The organism is Meiothermus sp. CFH 77666, assembly GCF_017497985.1.
In the GTDB taxonomy this organism is placed as follows: Bacteria; Deinococcota; Deinococci; order Deinococcales; family Thermaceae; genus Meiothermus.
Genome location: NZ_JAGDFV010000007.1, coordinates 18,910 through 34,561, shown reverse-complemented (window position 1 = coordinate 34,561; position 15,652 = coordinate 18,910). Strand labels below are relative to the sequence as shown.

Here is a 15,652-nt window from a genome sequence, read left to right as displayed (position 1 = left end):
CAGGGTTGCCGGCTGTTGGCATACCCGACGGCCATTCCCCCCGGAGACCCAATGGAACTCAGAAACATCGCAATTATTGCGCACGTTGACCATGGTAAGACCACCCTGGTAGACGCGATGCTCAAACAAGCCAAGGCTCTTTCGCGCCACGACGAGGGCGGCGAGCGTATCATGGACTCCAACGATTTGGAGCGCGAGCGCGGCATTACCATTCTGGCCAAGAACACCGCGGTGGAATGGAGGGGCGTGAAGATCAACATTGTGGACACCCCCGGCCACGCCGACTTTGGGGGCGAGGTGGAGCGGGCTCTCAGCATGGTGGACGGGGTGCTTTTGCTGGTAGACGCCGCCGAAGGCCCCATGCCCCAGACCCGCTTTGTGCTCAAAAAGGCCATTGAGGCCAAACTCAAGCCCATTGTGGTGATCAACAAGGTGGACAAAAAAGACGCCCGGCCCGACGAGGTGCTGAACGAGACCTTTGACCTGATGGCCGAGCTTGGCGCTTCGGATGAACAGCTTGACTTTCCCTACCTGTATGCGGTGGGCCGGGAGGGGACGGCCTGGCTGGGCGAAACCCCCAAGCCCGACCTGACCGACCTTTTCGAGACCATCCTGAAGCACATCCCCGCTCCCCAGGTGGCCGAGGGCCCCTTCCAGCTCCGGGTGGCCAACCTCGACTACTCCAACTTTCTGGGCAAGATTGCCCTGGGCAAGGTGCACCGGGGTACGGTACGCAAGAACCAGTTTGTGACCATTCTGGGCGAGCACGGCCAGCGCGACCTGAAGGTGGTGGCGGTCTTTACCCACCGGGGCTTGGAGCGCCTCGAGGTAGACGAAGTCACCCCCGGCGACATTGTGGCCATTGCGGGCATGGAGGGCGTGGAAATCGGCGATACCATCGCGGCCCGGGAGGCCCCCGAGGCCCTGCCCCGCCTGGCGGTGGACGAGCCCACCGTGAGCATCACCGTCACCCCCAACACCTCGCCCTTTGCGGGCAAGGAGGGCAAGTTCGTCACCAGCCGCCAGATTCGGGAGCGGCTTTTGAAGGAGCTCGAGACCAACGTGGCCCTGCGGGTGATCGAGGTTACGCCCGACACCTTCGAGCTGCACGGGCGCGGAGAGCTTCACCTCTCGGTGCTCCTGGAGACCATGCGCCGCGAGGGCTTTGAGCTCTCGGTGGGCCAGCCCAGCGTGTTGTTCAAGGAGACGGAGGGCCAGATTCAGGAGCCCTACGAGTACCTGGTGGTGGACGTGCCGGAGGCCAGGTTCGGCCCGGTGATGGAAGCCCTGGGCAGCCGCAAGGCCCAGATGGTGCATATGGAGCAGGAGGGCGGGCGCATCCGCGCCGAGTTCACCGTGCCGGCCCGGGCCCTGTTCGGTTTTCGCACCCTGTTCCTGACCCTCACGGCGGGCGAGGGCGTGATGAGCCACAACTTCCACGCCTACGGCCCGCACGTGGGCAGCCTGGAAACCCGCACCACCGGCTCTGCCGTGGCCATGGAGGCCGGGGTGGCCTACGCTTACAGCCTGTACCGCTTGCAGGAGCGCATTAACTTCTTCATTGAGCCCGGTACCGAAGTGTATGTGGGCATGATTGTGGGTGAGCACGTGCGGGAAAACGACCTGAACGTGAACGTCAACATCAACAAAAAGCTCACCAACGTGCGGGCGGCGGGCTCCGACGAGAATATAAGGCTCATCCCCCCGCGCAAGTTCACCCTCGAGGAGGCCCTGGAGTTCTTAGCCCCCGACGAGCTCCTGGAAATCACCCCCCAGAGCCTGCGCCTCAGGAAGCGGGTGCTGGACCCCAGCCAGCGCAAGCGGGCCGAGGCGGTCTGACCGTTCAAGGTTCAGACAAGCCCTTCCGGCTCAGGCAGATCGAGCGCTATGGCGAGCGCACGGTCGAGTTCCGCCATCTTTTGGGCCGATAATCTACCCACATACTGGGTCAGACGGCTTTTTTCGATGCGGATTAGATCGTCGCAGTGAATGCTACTTGGGTGCTTGAGACCCTCCTCGAGGCCCACCGGAACCTGGGTACTGATGCCGTGGTAGCTGGAGAAAACGGGCGCACAGACCACGGTGGAATGGGGGCTGTCTATCAGAAACTGGCGGCTCACGACCACATAGACCCGGCGGCGCTTGGGGTCGTCGGTGTGTTTGTTCTGGGCCCGGTATAACTCCCCCCGCTTCATGGCTCCGCCTGATCCTCGAGCGACTCGAGGGCTTGCTGGTTCAGTTCCTGATTGTGCTTGGTGTACAGCATGGCATCGCGGGCCTCACGTTCACGCCTGCGCCGTTCAGCTAACTCGCGTCGCACCAACCTTTCGATGAACTCCGAGCGGTTCGGATGCAACCGGTCTATGGCGCTGAGCACCTCTTCTGAAAGTGTGATAGATGTCTTGATTTTCATACTATTACTATACCACCCAAGGAACCCTTTGCATGCCGGCTCGAGTAAACCCTTCCCTTGAGCTTTGGGCCCCCAGCCTTTAGCCTGATGCCGGTATGCAGACCGACACCACTGCAAGGCTCCTGATTACCTGCCCCGACCGGCCCGGTATTGTGGCGGCGGTCTCCACCTTCCTCTACAACCACGGGGCCAACATCACCGCCCTCGACCAGCACTCCACCGACCCCGAGGGAGGGCTATTTTTCATGCGGCTCGAGTTTCAGACCCCCCACCTGGATGTCTCGAGGGAAATCCTGGAAAAAGCCTTTGCCGAGCGGGTAGCGGCCCGTTTCGAGATGGACTGGCGCATCGCCTACGCCGCCGACCTCAAAAAGGTGGCTATTCTGGTTTCCAGGTACGACCATGCCCTGCGCGAACTCCTCTGGCGGCACAGCAACCAGGAGCTGCCCTGCCAGCTTACCCAGGTAATTTCCAACCACGACGACCTGCGCCCGGAGGTCGAGCGCTTTGGCATCCCCTACCACTATGTGCCGGTGGCGAAAGATCGCAAAGAGGAAGCCGAGGCGCAGATGTTAGAGCTGCTCCAGGGCGCCGATCTGGTGGTGCTGGCCCGCTACATGCAGATTCTGACAGCCGGATTTGTGGCCCACTACCCCAACAAAATCATCAACATCCACCACTCGTTTTTGCCCGCTTTTGTGGGGGCCAACCCCTACAAACAGGCCTATATGCGCGGTGTGAAGATTATCGGCGCGACGGCCCACTACGTGACCGAGGAACTCGACCAGGGGCCCATCATCGAGCAGGATGTGGCCCGGGTCTCGCACCGGCACGATGTAGCCGAGCTGGTGCGGCTGGGGCGGGATTTGGAGCGCAACGTGCTGGCCCGGGCGGTGCAGTGGCATCTGGAAGACCGCATCATCGTGTACGGCAACAAAACGGTGGTGTTTTCATAATTGCACTTCACACCGTCTTCACCGTGCTTGGCTACACTAAGGGGAGGAGGTTTTTGAGATGTCTATGAGAAACGCTTCGATTGCCCTGGGACTGCTGCTGATGGTGGGGGGTGGGGTGGCCTGGTTCAATCTGAGCAAGAGCCAGAGCCCGCTTCCGGCCCCCGCCGAACCGCAGGTTCAGGCGCAGTCGTTTGACCAGAACCGGGCTTTGCTCGAGAACGAACGCAATACCGTGGATGTGGTGCAGCGTAGCGGGGACGGCGTGGTGTTCGTGGCGGTGCGGAGTGCGCCGCAGGCAGGCCGCGACTTTGGCTTTTTCTCGCCCTTTTTGCAGCCCCAGCCACAGGAAGGCTCCGGCTCGGGCTTTGTCATTGACCAGGACGGCCTGATTCTGACCAACTACCACGTGATCGAGGGGGCCGACCAGATCACGGTGCGCTTCCACAACGATCCCAAAAGCTACCCCGCCCGGGTGATTGGCCGGGCCGAGCCCTTAGACCTGGCCCTGATTCGGGTACAGGCCCCGCGTGAGAAGCTCAAGCCCATGCGCCTGGCCGACTCCGACCAGGTGCGGGTAGGGCAGAAGGCTATTGCCATGGGCAACCCCTTTGGGCTGGAGTTTACCGTCACTGAAGGCATTGTCTCGGCCATTCGGCGCAACCCCAACGACGGCAGTGGGGGCGGTAAGGGGGCTTTTGTGCCCACCGTGATCCAGACCGATGCCGCTATCAATCCCGGCAACTCCGGGGGGCCGCTGCTCAACTCACGGGGCGAGGTAATCGGCATCAACACCTTCATCTACAGCACCACCGGCGCCTTTGGCAGCGCCCAGTCGGCGGGCATCGGCTTTGCCATTCCCATCAACCTGGCCAAGCAGTACCTGGCCGACCTCAAGGCCGGTAAGGACATCACCGCCGAGGAAATCCTGCGTTCACGTCCCAGGCTGGGGGTAACCCTCTCAGCGCTCTCGATGGGCGAGTATCCCGAGAACATTCGCCGCCAGAACCGCCTGCCCGAGACGGGCCTGATGATTCAGCAGGTGGAGCGGGGCGGCCCTGCTGAGCGGGCAGGGTTACGGCCTGCGACCCGTACCGTGCAGCTTCAACTTCGCACGGGGCAGGTGATTGAGCTGGGGGTCAACGGCGATATTCTGCTCGAGGCCGACGGCAACCCCATCAACAACATCAACGACCTGCGGGCCGTGCTGCTCTCCAAAAAGCCAGGCGAAGCCGTGAACCTGAAGGTCTGGCGGGATGGCCAGACCCGCGATGTGCGGGTGGTACCGCAGGTGATTCGTTAAGGGTGGACGTGGCACATTGACTGCCTAAGGGCCTTGTGGATTTGATCCAGGCAGCCAGGCGCTATAGTAGACTCTCCCACTCCGGGAGGGTTTTCGTACTGTGAATGATGTACTGTGGTTACAACTCGCTTTTGACCTGCGACGCGCGACCTGAGACCTGCGACAGGCCCTGGGCGTCTGTACAACGATGCGCTACATTGCCTTTCATCTGTGTTGCCTATACTGAGCCCAATGGGGCGTTTCTTGGCGGTTATTTTGCTGGTTTGCGCGGGGGCGCTGGCCCAGTTCGACCCTACCCGGCAGTGGTTTACCCTGCGTACCGAGCATTTTGACATTCACTACCACGCGGGCCTCGAGCGCGTGGCCAGCGAGGCCGCCATCCATGCCGAAAATGCCTACCGGCTGCTCATCTCCGATTTCGAGGCGCCGCCGGGGCGGATTAGCATTGTGCTCTCGGATGTGGGCGACACCCTCAACGGTTTTGCCAATCCCGCGAACAATGTGGTGGGCATTTTTACCGGGCAGTTCCGCAGTTCGGATTTTTTCAATCCCCGGCTTTCTTCCTGGTGGGAGACGGTCATCTTCCACGAGATTGTGCACATGTTCGACCTCTCGCAGGTGCGGGGCCCCCTGAAGGATCGCACCCGCATCTTTGGGCAACTGCCTTCACAAAACGCGGTGAAGCCTTTTCCCTTTGTGGAAGGTACGGTGCTTTACTTCAAGTATAAAAAGCTGGGCGAGTCGCGCCTGAACGATGCCACCACCCGCATGGCCCTGCGCCAGATGGTGCTTTCAGGCCGGTTTCCCACCCTGGACGAGATTCGCCAGGCCTACAGCAAGTCCACCTGGCCCTATCTGGGCTTTCTAGCCTACAACTACAGCGCCTGGCTGGTGCAGTACCTGGAGGTACGCTTTGGCGAGGAGGCTTACAAGCGCTTTACCGAGGCCAACGCCGGGATGCTGGCTTTCAAGGACTTCAACGAACCCTTCCTGAAAGCCTTTGGGGTCTCGCTCGACCAGATTTACGCCGACTTTGTACGCTGGCTGCCTGGCCAGTTTCAGGACGAAATCGCCCGCATCCGGGCCCAGGGCCTGACCCCGGTGCAAAAGCTCAGCAGCCTGGGGTTTTTTAGCGAGGGCGCTACCGATTCGGCCAATGGAATTGTGTATGCGCACGCCTCGCCCCTGCGGAGTGGACTGCGCCTGATTGTGAACGAACGCGAGCGCGAGCTGCTGAGCGGCCCGGCCCAGCACCCGCAGTGGTCGCCGGATGGGCGCTACTTGCTATTTACGGCCAGCAGCACCACCAGCCCCTACTTTGTGGGCAGCGACCTCTACCAGTACGACCGCCTGGAAGACCGGGTGAAGCGGCTCACCAATGGGGAGCGGGTCTACTACGCCCGCTATGCCCCCGATGGCAAGAGCATCTTTATGGCCAAGAACACCTTGGACGGCTCCACCGAGCTGGCCCGTTATTTTATCGAGTTGGGGCGCACCCAGCCGCTGCGCAGCTTTCCCTTCCAGGACGGGGTGATTCACTCCTTTGCGGTGGCTCCCGATGGGGAGTCGCTCGTCCTGTCGCTTCTGCGGCGTGGGGGCTTTCAGGATCTGTACCGCTACGTGCTGCAAACCGGGGCCCTCACGGCCCTGACCCAGGACAAAAACGTGGATAGCGACCCGGTCTTCAGCCCCGATGGCCAGTACCTGATTTACAGCAGCGATGTCAACCGGGTCTACAACCTGTATGCTTACCGCCTGGCGGACGGCGCGGTTTTTCAGGTGACCAACCTGCTCACCGGGGCCTACCAGCCTACCCTTTCGCACAGCAAGCAGCAGATTATCTTTACCGGCTACGACGAAACGGGCTACAACCTCTACCAGACCCCCTACAACCCCGGCACCTGGAAACGGGTGGAACTGCAACGGGAGCCCCTGCCCCCCTTCGAGCCTGCCGAGCCAGCTAAAGGCCAGGGGTACGACCCCTGGCGCTACCTGCGCCCTTTGTACTGGCTGCCCCTGGCCGGGGTGGGGGTGGATGGCTTTGGGCTGAACGCTTTTCTGGGGGTTTCCTTTGGGGCTTCCGACCCGGTGGGCATCCATGCGTACTCGGTGGGGGCCGGGTTTGACAGCAACTTTCGGGGGATTTTTTACAACATGGCCTACCAGTTTGCGGGCCTGGGTTTTCCCATCACCCTGCAAGCGGCGGGCTCGGGTAGCGATAATGCCCAGGGGATTGGCGCTTCGTTCTGGTTGCCGCAGGGCAGTTTGGGGTTGCAGTACGTGCGAAGGGATGTCCTCGAGCCCGCCCTCGACCCCAACCAGAACACCGTGACGCACGCTTTTTCGGTGCGCCTCGGTGCGGTGGGGAGTTCCTCGAGCGACCTCTTTCGTTCGCGCAGCAGCCTGAGTGCGGTCGGGACGGCCTTTGTGCGCGAGGGCAGCCCGGACTGGCGCTACAGCGTGCGGGGGGCTTTGGGGTTTCAGTTCCGCCTGCCGCTGGAAGCCACGCACCTGATCGGCCTGCGGGTAGGGGGTGGTTTTACCACCTCGCCCCTGGTCTTCGATGCCTTCGATCTGGGCTCCGTGCCGCTGGTGATGGGCAGTGCGCCGGTGCTGGCGGTGCGGGGCTACGGGCCGGGTCAACTGCGCGGGTCGCAGGCGTTGGTGGGGTCGCTGGAGTACCGCCTGCCGCCCTGGAGCATTGAGCGGGGGCTGGGCAACTGGCCGGTGTTCTTTGACGACCTGAGCCTCTCGGTCTTTGTGGATGCGGGGGTGGCCGGTTCGCCCCTGGACCTGGAGCAGGTGCGTTTTGCGGTGGGCGCGGAGCTGCGCCTGGGCCTGACCCTGTTTTACCTGGCGCCGGGCTCGAGCGTGGCGCTGGGGGGTGCCCAGGGGATTGGCGAGCCGGGGCCCAGGTTTTACCTGAACCTGGTTTTGCCGGGGTTGTAGAGCGCTTTTCACAAAGATAGAGCCATCCGGTGGCAGGAGTCCTTTGTCCCGGACAGAATCATGGCTGTCTGGACGGGCGGTTGCCATAGGGACGTGACAGCTCCTTCGGTAAAAAAAGCCCCCATCAAACCGTCTGCAAGGTGATGCGGGATATTTCAGACGAGTTTCGGAGTTGCTGTGTTCTGGCCGTGAAGTTAACTGAACGGTGAGCCGGCGATAGTGGTGCGGGTTGATGCGTCATGTAAAGGTCAAACAGGCTCTGAAACTGCACTGATACACTCACGAGATGCTCTACGAGGCGAGGAGTGACCGTGTCGGTAGAGCGACGAGAAACCCCCTGGACCGCAGCCAAACCCCAGGCCCGCTTCAAAGCAGGAGAGGGCCTCGAGGCCACCCTGCTGGTGGTTCCGGGGGTGGTTCTGATGCTCCTCTTTATCGTCTGGCCCACCCTGAATGCCTTCTGGCTTTCGTTTCACCGCGAGAACCTGCTGGGCACCAGCCGGGAGTGGGTGGGTCTGGCTAACTACGCCGAGATGCTCAAGGATCCCGCCTTCTGGCGTTCGGTGGGGGCCACCTTCGTCTTTGCCGCTATTGTGGCGCCGGTGCAGTTGGTGCTGGGCCTGGTGGCCGCACTGATGGTGGCCCGGCCCTTTCCTGGGGTGGGGCTTTTCCGTACCCTTTTCTTCCTGACCACCGCCGTGCCTACCGCAGTGGCGGCGGTGGCCTGGGGCTGGTTTCTGCACCCGGTGGGGGGCACCCTGAACCGCGCCCTCGAGGCCACAGGCCTCTCCCGCCAGCCCTGGCTCACCAGCCCCGAGCTGGCCCTGCCCGCCCTGGCCGTCCTGACCGCCTGGGCTGGGGTGGGCTTTACGGCCATCCTGCTCACGGCGGGGTTGCAGCAGATTCCCGAGGAGCTCTACGAGGCCGCCCGCATCGATGGGGCCGGGAGCTGGACGCAGTTCTGGCGCATCACCCTGCCTCTGTTGTCGCCCACTTTGTTTCTGGTGGCCCTCCTGATCCTGCTCTCGAGCCTCACCGCCTTTGGCCAGATTCACCTGCTAACCCGTGGAGGGCCCATGGAGAGCACCACGGTCTGGATCTACCGGGTCTACCAGGACGCCTTCTTCAACTTCCGCTTCTACTACGCCTCGGCCCAGGCAGTGGCCCTCTTCCTGGTGCTTCTGCTGTTGGCGGCCTTGCAGTTCCGCTTCTTTGGGAGGAGGGTGCACTATGGGTAGCCTGCCCCGCTGGCTGGCGCGGCCCCTCTTCTACCTGGGGCTTTGGGTGTATGCCTTCTTGCTGGTTCTGCCCCTGCTGAACCTGTTCGCGGCCAGCTTCAAGAGCGATGGTGAACTGTTTGCCCCTGGGTTCTGGCCGACCCACCCCACCCTGGAGCCCTACCAGGAGGCCCTGCAGAAATACCCCCTGGCCCGCTACCTGCTGAACAGCCTGGTGGTGGCGCTGGGTACCACACTGGGGGTGCTGTTTGTTTCGGCCACCCTGGGATACGCCCTGGCACGTATCCCTTTCGCTGGACAGGGCGCCCTGTTTGGCTTTGTGGTGGCCATGCTGCTCATTCCCGGCGAGGTGACCTTTCTACCGCTCTACCTGCTGGTGCAGCAGCTTGGCTGGCTGAACAGCTACACCGCCCTCATCGTGCCCTTTATTGCCTCGCCGCTGGGCATCTTTCTGTTGCGCCAGTTCATCAAGAGCCTGCCCCAGGATCTCTTCGACGCGGCCCGTATAGACGGGGCGGGGCACCTGCGGATGCTCTGGCATGTAGCCCTGCCGCTCTCGGCTCCAGCGCTGGGGGCCCTCTCGGCCCTCACCTTTCTGGGAGCCTGGAACATGTACCTCTGGCCCCTGGTGACCATCAACCGCAGCGAGATGATGACTGCCCAGATTGCCGTAGCCCAGGTGCAAAACGTGGAGGTCACGAGCTGGAACGTGGTCGCGGCGACGGCCATCCTGGTCTTGCTACCAACCCTGATTGCCTTTCTGCTCGCCCAGCGCTTCTTTATCCGGGGAATTGCCCTGGGTGGGCTAAAGGGATGAGAGGAGACAACCATGAAGCGGACCTTTGCACTGTTGGCGCTGGCCCTGGGAAGCCTTTCCCTGGCTCAGCAACGGGTCACCATAGACTTCTGGCACTCCATGGGCGGAGTGCTGGGCGAGGCTACCGAGGCCCTGGTCAAGGACTTCAACGCCTCGCAGAACCGCATCACCGTGCGCAGCCAGTTCGTGGGCTCCTACGACGACGGCCTCAACAAGCTGCGGGCGGCCTTGCAGGCCGGTGGTCAGGGGCGGCCCAATGTAATTCAGGTCTACGATATCGGGGCCCGCTTCATGGCCGACTCCGGCGCGGTGCTGCCCTTAGAAGACCTGGCCCGGGCCAACAACTTCGACCTCTCGCAGTTTGTGCCCCAGCCCCGCAACTACTACAGCGTGGACGGTAAGCTCTACGGCCTGGCCTTCAACTCCTCCAACCCCATCCTTTATTTCAATGCCCAGGCCCTGGAGCAGGCCGGCATTCCCTACCGCAACACCTGGAGCCTGGCGGACCTCGAGGCGGCTGCCCGCAAGCTAACCGTGCGGGACGCCTCCGGCAAAACCACCCGCTTTGGCCTGTCCATTCCCATCGATAGCTGGTTTATGGAGCAGTTCAGCTACAACTCCGGCCAGTTCTTCTGCAACAACGAGAACGGCCGTAAGGCCCGGGCCACCGAGGTTACCTTCAACAACCCCGCCGCGGTGGCCTTCCTGGACACCTGGGCGCGGCTGGTGCGCGAAGGGGTGGCGGCCAACACCGGGCGCAACTGGGCCGATAGCCAGAGCCTCTTTGCCCAGGGCAACGCGGCCATTGCCATCTACTCCACTGCCTCCCTGACTGGGGTGCTGCGCCAGGTGGGCAACCGCTTCCCACTGCGCACCGCCTTCTACCCCTACCTGAACGAGCGTAACGGCACCGCCATTGGCGGGGCGGCGGTGTATCTGATTCGGGGTTTTGGCGACGAACAAAACCAGGCTTCCTGGGAGTTTATCCGCTACCTGCTGCGCCCCGAGACCCAGGCCAAGTGGATTATCGGCACTGGCTATTTCCCGGTGGTGCGCGGCGTGGCCGACCTCCCCGCTGTACGCCAGGCCTATGTGCGCCAGCCCAACTACACCACCGCCCTGCGACAGCTCGAGACCTCCAAGGTCAACACCGCCTCGGCGGGCTGCCTGATGGGGGGCTTCACCGAGATTCGCCAGATCGTGCAGTCGGCCATCGAGGAAGCCCTGCGGGGCAAACCGGCCCAGCAAGCCCTGGACGAGGCTAAGCAGCGGGCCGACCAGGTGCTCGCCCGTTACAATGCCAGCGTGAGGCAGTAGAGCGCGCTTCAGAAAAATCAAGCCATTTGGGACTAAGAATCTTTTGTCCTGAACAGAAACAGAGGCCGCCCAGATGGGCGGCCACGTCTGTGTAGAGTCTGAAAGGCGCGATTATCGAACGGTCGTGGGGGAATACCAACTTTACCAGGATGGTTATCCTTGAGAGGTGCGCCTAAACCCCCTCATCCGGCGACGCCCCAGGCGCAGGCAATGACTTCGGTGTCACTGTTCGTAAATTGCGTGAGCGGGGTGTCGCCACCTTCTCCCGCCCAGGGGAGAAGACAAGGGTTCGTGTGGATTGGGTATGAGTGCCCCACGCCGTTTTTTATGGCAGCAGCTTTAGCCCTAGCCGGGGCGGGTCGGTGGGGTAGAGGTTGCCCAGCGCCACCACTACAATGCGGGCGCCGCCACGTTTACCGGAGAGCTGGGAGGCCAGGCCTACAAACTCCTCGAGGGCAATTCCCCCCTGGGCCAGCTTTTCGGGAACCCAGCCTGCCTCGCTGAGCCGGTTTTCCGCTTGCTGGCTGAGGGTGTTGAACTTGCGCCGCATCTCGCTCATGCTGGCCGGAAGCACCAGGGTGGTGGCGGCCAGCACCTCGCCCTCGGCAAAGGCCTGTTCGCGGGCCCGGTACTCGATCACCACCCGAACCCGCCCCTCGGCGCTGATGCTCTGGATGCGGGCCAGAAACAGCCCCGGCTTGAGGTTGCTCAGGCTGGGGTTTTCCACCACCTCCAGGCCCCGCAGCCCGATCAGGCGCACCCGGTTGTCGGCCCGCCGGGTGACCTCGCCCAGGGCCGCCTGCTCGTTGCCCGGCGTCACCGGTTCTTCGGCCAGCAGGTTCATGGAGAGGCTTTTATCCAGACTGGCGGCCATCAGCCGGCTGCGCTCGCGCAGTTGTTGTAGCTCGCGCTGGGCATCCAGCAGCTTGTTGCGCAGCTCGGCGTTCTCGCGCTGAAGGGCCTCGAGGGCGCGGCTAGAGTTGTCGTCGGGAACAGCCTGCGCAGACCCACTGCCCAACACCGCCACATCGCCCTCGAGGTTGCGCTTATCGGCCTCGAGCTGCCGCAGGCGGCCCTCGAGCTCCCGGGTGCGGGCCTGGAGGCCGGCCAGGCGGGCCTGGGCTTCTCGCCCCGCTTTTTCCAGCCTTTCTTTTTCGCTTTGTAGCTTCTGGAGCTGGTTCTGGGCATTGCGCCCGGCGGCCTCGAGCTCGCGGAGCTGCTGCTTGGCCTGTTCGGCCTGGGCCAGGAGCCGATCGCGTCCGCTCAGGAGCTGGGCTTTTTCGCTTTGCAAAGCAGCCAGAGCCTGCCGTAGCGGGGCCTGGGCCTGCCGCAGGGAGTTGCGCTCAGCCTCGAGCTTTTCCACTTCCTGGCGCAACTTCTCCCGCTCGATAAGGGCTTGCTCGAGATCCTGGCGGGTCTGGCGCTGGAGCTCAACGTTTTGCTCGAGCTGCCGCGCAAGCAGAATGTTGTTTTTCTCAAACTCGTCCCGCTCGGTTTTGAGCTGTTCGTTCTGGGCAAAGGTGGTGGCAGCCCGGCTCTCCAGCCGATTCACCTCGGTGCGTAGGCGGTCGCGCTCCTGGCGTACCGCCTCGGCCTGCAAGATGGTCTCGCGGGCATCGCGCACCAGCAGAAAGAACGCGCCAAAAGCCCCCAGGCCAATCAGCACCCCCGTCGCTACCGCTACCAGCGTGGCGGTGGCCTTGGGGCGCAGGCCCAGGAACCGCCAGTGGCGCTTCCCCACCCGCTTGGCTACCAGGTCGCCCACATAGGCCACCAGGCCCGCCACGAGCACCAGAAGGATGAGTATGGCCCAGAAAGTCATACCAGGGTCTCAGGTCTCAAGTCACAGGTCTCAGGACAGAGTTTGGATGGGTGATATGAGTCTGCGACCTGCGACAATTCACAGCTCATACTCGTCGCCCAGGTAATGCATCCGCACCCCCGAGTCGCGGGCGAACTCCTCGGGCGAGCCCTGGAAGGCCATCTGGCCGTCGTACATCAGGTAAATGCGGTCGGCAATGGCCAGGGTCTCGCGCACCGAGTGGTCGGTGATGAAGATGCCCACCCCCCGCCGCTCGCGCAGCTCGGAGATGAGTTTCTGGATGTCGTGGACGTTCTTGGGGTCTACGCCGGTAAAGGGCTCGTCGAGCAGGATGAAGTCGGGGTTGGTGCAGAGCGCCCGCGCAATCTCCAGCCGCCGCCGCTCGCCGCCCGAGAGGGTGTAGGCGTACTTGTCCTTGAGGTGGGCAATGCCCAGCTCCTCGAGCAGCTCTCTGGCCCGCTCGGCCCGTTCGCTTTTGGAAAGGGGCTGAAACTCCAGCACCGCCAGCAGGTTTTCCAGCGCGGTCATGCGCCGGAAGGCCGAGGGCTCCTGGGGCAGGTAGCCCAGGCCCTGCCGGGCCCGCTTGTACATGGGGAGCCGGGTGACGTCCCGCCCGCCCAGGCGAATCTGTCCGGCGTTGGGCTCAATAAAGCCCACCAGCATGTAAAAGGTAGTGGTTTTGCCGGCCCCGTTGGGGCCAAACAGGGCCACAATCTCGCCGCGCGTGAGCTCGAGGCTCACCCCCCGTACCACCTCCCGCTTGCCGTAGCGCTTGACCAGCCCGGTGGCCTCGAGGCGGGTGGTGGGGTTCTTGATAGGGCCAGGACTCTGTTGCAATGCCGCTTCCATGTACTCTTATAGGGTAGCACCCCCCGCTAAGTCGGCTGTGAGAGGAATAACCCAAAGGGGATCCGGGGGCCCGATAACGCAAGGGGAGCCGAAGGCCGAAAGCTAATAGCTAATAGCCCAAAGCTGATGGCTGAAAGCCTGAAACCGAGAGCCAAAGGCTATCTGACCGGCCCGGTGCCCTACGCGCTGACCTGGGCCTTGTCCCCCTGGGGTCATCCGTGACCTGCGACCTGAGACATTTTTCAAACAGCACCCCTCCCCACGCAGCGAGGCTGCCCGAACCCATGGCTTTCCGCTTTGAGCCTGGGGCCTTAAGCTATCGGTTATGGTTGTGACGCGCATTGCCCCCAGCCCCACCGGCGACCCCCATGTGGGTACGGCCTACCAGGCCCTGTTCAATTATGTTTTTGCCAAACAGCACGGAGGAAAGTTCATTGTTCGCCTCGAGGACACCGACCGCACCCGCTACAACCCCACCTCCGAGCGGCGCATTCTGGAGATGCTCGAGTGGCTGGGGCTTTCCCCCGACGAGTCGCCCACCAAAGGCGGCCCCAACGGCCCCTATGTACAGTCGCAGCGCCTGCACATCTACCGGCAGCACGTGCAGATGCTCCTGGAAAAAGGCGCGGCCTACCGTGCCTTCGACACCCCCGAGGAGCTGGCCGCCGCCCGCGAGGCGGCCCGCCGGGCGGGGAAGCAGGAGCAGGGCTACAACCGCCGCTACCGCGACTACCCGGTCGAGGAGGCCGAGCGACGGGCTGCCGCCGGAGAGCCCCACGTGGTGCGGCTCAAAGTGCCCCTGGAAGGCAAAACCGTGGTACACGACCTGCTGCGTGGCCCCATCGAGTTCGAGAATGCTGCCCTGGACGACAAGGTCATCCTCAAGGCCGACGGCTACCCCACCTACCACCTGGCCGCCATGGTAGACGATCACCTGATGGGCGTGACCCACGTCATCCGGGCCGAAGAGTGGATTACCAGCACCCCCTTCCACATCCTGATTTTGCGGGCCTTTGGCTGGGAGGAGCCGGTTTGGTGCCACACCCCCCTCCTGCGCAACCCCGACAAGTCCAAGCTCTCCAAGCGCAAGATGGACACCAGCGTGGACAGCTACCGCGCCCAGGGCATCCTGCCCGAGGCCCTCTTGAACTACCTGGGTACCATGGCCTGGAGCATGCCCGACGGACGGGAAATTTTCAGTGTGCAGGACATGATCGAGCACTTCAGCCTGGAGCGCATCAGCCTGGGGGGGCCGGTCTTCGACCTGAACAAGCTCAAATGGATGAACGGCAAGTACATCCGCGAAGTCCTGAGCCTGGACGACCTGGCCCAGAGGGTCAAGCCTTTCCTGGAACGTGCCGGGCTATCCTACCCCTCGGAAACCTACCTGAAACAGGTTCTGGAGGCCATGCGGGCCCGCTTCGAGACCCTGCAGGAGTTTGTAGACAGGTCGCTTTACTTCTTTAGCGAGGCCTACCCCATGCAGGAAAAAGCCCTGGCCAGGCTGCGCGAGGGGGCTGCTTTCTTGCCCGAACTGAAGGAGCAGCTTGCCGGGCTGCCCGACCTGCTGCCAGACCACACCGAGCCCCTGCTCAAAAGCTATGCCGAGGCCAAAGGGGTGAAGGCGGCGGCGGTGATGCAGCCCCTGCGGGCCGCCCTGACGGGAAGCCTCGAGACCCCCGGCATGTTCGACCTCCTCACCCTGCTGGGCAAGGAGCGCGTACTGAAGCGGCTCGAGCGGGCGATGGAGCTAGTAAGGGAATAATACCAACTTCACCTGAACGCTCAACAAGCCCCGCACCCCAGGCTTTTATCGTTTTCCCCTTTCCCTCTCCCCTTGCGGGAGAGGGTGGCGACAGCGCTGGCTAGTTTGGTGCCCCTTTTGCCAAATAAAGCAATTCTGGCGGTAATCGCTGTCGCCGGGTGAGGGGTTGAAGCGACGATGCCCAGGCAAATGATAAGAGCCTGCCCCACACCCGGCAGCCAGGGCT

12 protein-coding genes are annotated in these 15,652 nt (G+C 63.0%); 8 read left to right on the top strand and 4 right to left on the bottom strand.

Annotation, left to right across the window (positions count from 1 at the left end):
* Nucleotides 1-51: 51 nt before the first annotated feature.
* Nucleotides 52-1,839, top strand: a complete 1,788-nt coding sequence (typA, locus tag J3L12_RS05345; RefSeq protein ID WP_208014013.1) for a translational GTPase TypA — start codon at nucleotides 52-54, stop codon at nucleotides 1,837-1,839.
* 11 nt (nucleotides 1,840-1,850) lie between these two features.
* Here the strand turns inward: typA and J3L12_RS05340 are convergent, their stop codons facing one another.
* Nucleotides 1,851-2,195, bottom strand: coding sequence for a type II toxin-antitoxin system PemK/MazF family toxin (locus J3L12_RS05340; protein ID WP_208014012.1), 345 nt, complete (start codon nucleotides 2,193-2,195; stop codon nucleotides 1,851-1,853).
* A complete protein-coding gene (locus J3L12_RS05335) occupies nucleotides 2,192-2,413 on the bottom strand; it encodes a type II toxin-antitoxin system CcdA family antitoxin (protein WP_208014011.1) in 222 nt (73 codons plus the stop codon). The genes J3L12_RS05340 and J3L12_RS05335 overlap by 4 nt, the downstream gene beginning before the upstream one ends.
* 95 nt (nucleotides 2,414-2,508) lie before the next feature.
* Between J3L12_RS05335 and purU the strand changes: the two genes are divergently transcribed.
* The 6 genes from purU (at nucleotide 2,509) to J3L12_RS05305 (ending at nucleotide 10,990) form a co-directional block, all read left to right on the top strand.
* Nucleotides 2,509-3,369, top strand: coding sequence for a formyltetrahydrofolate deformylase (purU, locus tag J3L12_RS05330; protein WP_208014010.1), 861 nt, complete (start codon nucleotides 2,509-2,511; stop codon nucleotides 3,367-3,369).
* Between the two features lie 58 nt (nucleotides 3,370-3,427).
* Complete coding sequence (locus J3L12_RS05325) at nucleotides 3,428-4,669, top strand: trypsin-like peptidase domain-containing protein (protein WP_208014009.1); 1,242 nt, start codon at nucleotides 3,428-3,430, stop codon at nucleotides 4,667-4,669.
* A 231-nt stretch (nucleotides 4,670-4,900) separates the two neighbouring features.
* Nucleotides 4,901-7,618, top strand: coding sequence for a PD40 domain-containing protein (locus J3L12_RS05320; protein WP_208014008.1), 2,718 nt, complete (start codon nucleotides 4,901-4,903; stop codon nucleotides 7,616-7,618).
* Nucleotides 7,619-8,040: 422 nt separating this feature from the next.
* The gene (locus J3L12_RS05315; protein ID WP_208014099.1) at nucleotides 8,041-8,856 is read left to right on the top strand and encodes a sugar ABC transporter permease; all 816 of its coding nucleotides are present in this window, start codon (nucleotides 8,041-8,043) and stop codon (nucleotides 8,854-8,856) included.
* Nucleotides 8,849-9,673, top strand: coding sequence for a carbohydrate ABC transporter permease (locus J3L12_RS05310; protein WP_208014007.1), 825 nt, complete (start codon nucleotides 8,849-8,851; stop codon nucleotides 9,671-9,673). The genes J3L12_RS05315 and J3L12_RS05310 overlap by 8 nt, the downstream gene beginning before the upstream one ends.
* Before the next feature lie 12 nt (nucleotides 9,674-9,685).
* Nucleotides 9,686-10,990 (top strand): ABC transporter substrate-binding protein, encoded by a 1,305-nt coding sequence (locus J3L12_RS05305; RefSeq protein WP_208014006.1) that lies wholly within the window; start codon nucleotides 9,686-9,688, stop codon nucleotides 10,988-10,990.
* 325 nt (nucleotides 10,991-11,315) lie between these two features.
* On the opposite strand, the gene J3L12_RS05300 is transcribed toward J3L12_RS05305, so the two are convergent.
* Together J3L12_RS05300 and lptB are read right to left on the bottom strand one after the other, a co-directional pair.
* Nucleotides 11,316-12,812, bottom strand: coding sequence for a DUF3084 domain-containing protein (locus tag J3L12_RS05300; RefSeq protein WP_208014005.1), 1,497 nt, complete (start codon nucleotides 12,810-12,812; stop codon nucleotides 11,316-11,318).
* 78 nt (nucleotides 12,813-12,890) lie between these two features.
* A complete protein-coding gene (gene lptB / locus J3L12_RS05295; protein ID WP_208014004.1) occupies nucleotides 12,891-13,661 on the bottom strand; it encodes an LPS export ABC transporter ATP-binding protein in 771 nt (256 codons plus the stop codon).
* A 325-nt stretch (nucleotides 13,662-13,986) separates the two neighbouring features.
* Between lptB and gltX the strand changes: the two genes are divergently transcribed.
* The gene (gene gltX, locus J3L12_RS05290; RefSeq protein ID WP_208014003.1) at nucleotides 13,987-15,426 is read left to right on the top strand and encodes a glutamate--tRNA ligase; all 1,440 of its coding nucleotides are present in this window, start codon (nucleotides 13,987-13,989) and stop codon (nucleotides 15,424-15,426) included.
* Nucleotides 15,427-15,652 lie beyond the last annotated feature (226 nt).

Excerpts from the sequence above, each read along its gene's own strand:
- typA (WP_208014013.1), top strand. The coding sequence starts at position 52 with ATGGAACTCAGAAACATCGCAATTATTGCGCACGTTGACCATGGTAAG.
- J3L12_RS05340 (WP_208014012.1), bottom strand. The coding sequence starts at position 2,195 with ATGAAGCGGGGGGAGTTATACCGGGCCCAGAACAAACACACCGACGAC.
- J3L12_RS05335 (WP_208014011.1), bottom strand. The coding sequence starts at position 2,413 with ATGAAAATCAAGACATCTATCACACTTTCAGAAGAGGTGCTCAGCGCC.
- purU (WP_208014010.1), top strand. The coding sequence starts at position 2,509 with ATGCAGACCGACACCACTGCAAGGCTCCTGATTACCTGCCCCGACCGG.
- J3L12_RS05325 (WP_208014009.1), top strand. The coding sequence starts at position 3,428 with ATGTCTATGAGAAACGCTTCGATTGCCCTGGGACTGCTGCTGATGGTG.
- J3L12_RS05320 (WP_208014008.1), top strand. The coding sequence starts at position 4,901 with ATGGGGCGTTTCTTGGCGGTTATTTTGCTGGTTTGCGCGGGGGCGCTG.
- J3L12_RS05315 (WP_208014099.1), top strand. The coding sequence starts at position 8,041 with ATGCTCCTCTTTATCGTCTGGCCCACCCTGAATGCCTTCTGGCTTTCG.
- J3L12_RS05310 (WP_208014007.1), top strand. The coding sequence starts at position 8,849 with ATGGGTAGCCTGCCCCGCTGGCTGGCGCGGCCCCTCTTCTACCTGGGG.
- J3L12_RS05305 (WP_208014006.1), top strand. The coding sequence starts at position 9,686 with ATGAAGCGGACCTTTGCACTGTTGGCGCTGGCCCTGGGAAGCCTTTCC.
- J3L12_RS05300 (WP_208014005.1), bottom strand. The coding sequence starts at position 12,812 with ATGACTTTCTGGGCCATACTCATCCTTCTGGTGCTCGTGGCGGGCCTG.
- lptB (WP_208014004.1), bottom strand. The coding sequence starts at position 13,661 with ATGGAAGCGGCATTGCAACAGAGTCCTGGCCCTATCAAGAACCCCACC.
- gltX (WP_208014003.1), top strand. The coding sequence starts at position 13,987 with ATGGTTGTGACGCGCATTGCCCCCAGCCCCACCGGCGACCCCCATGTG.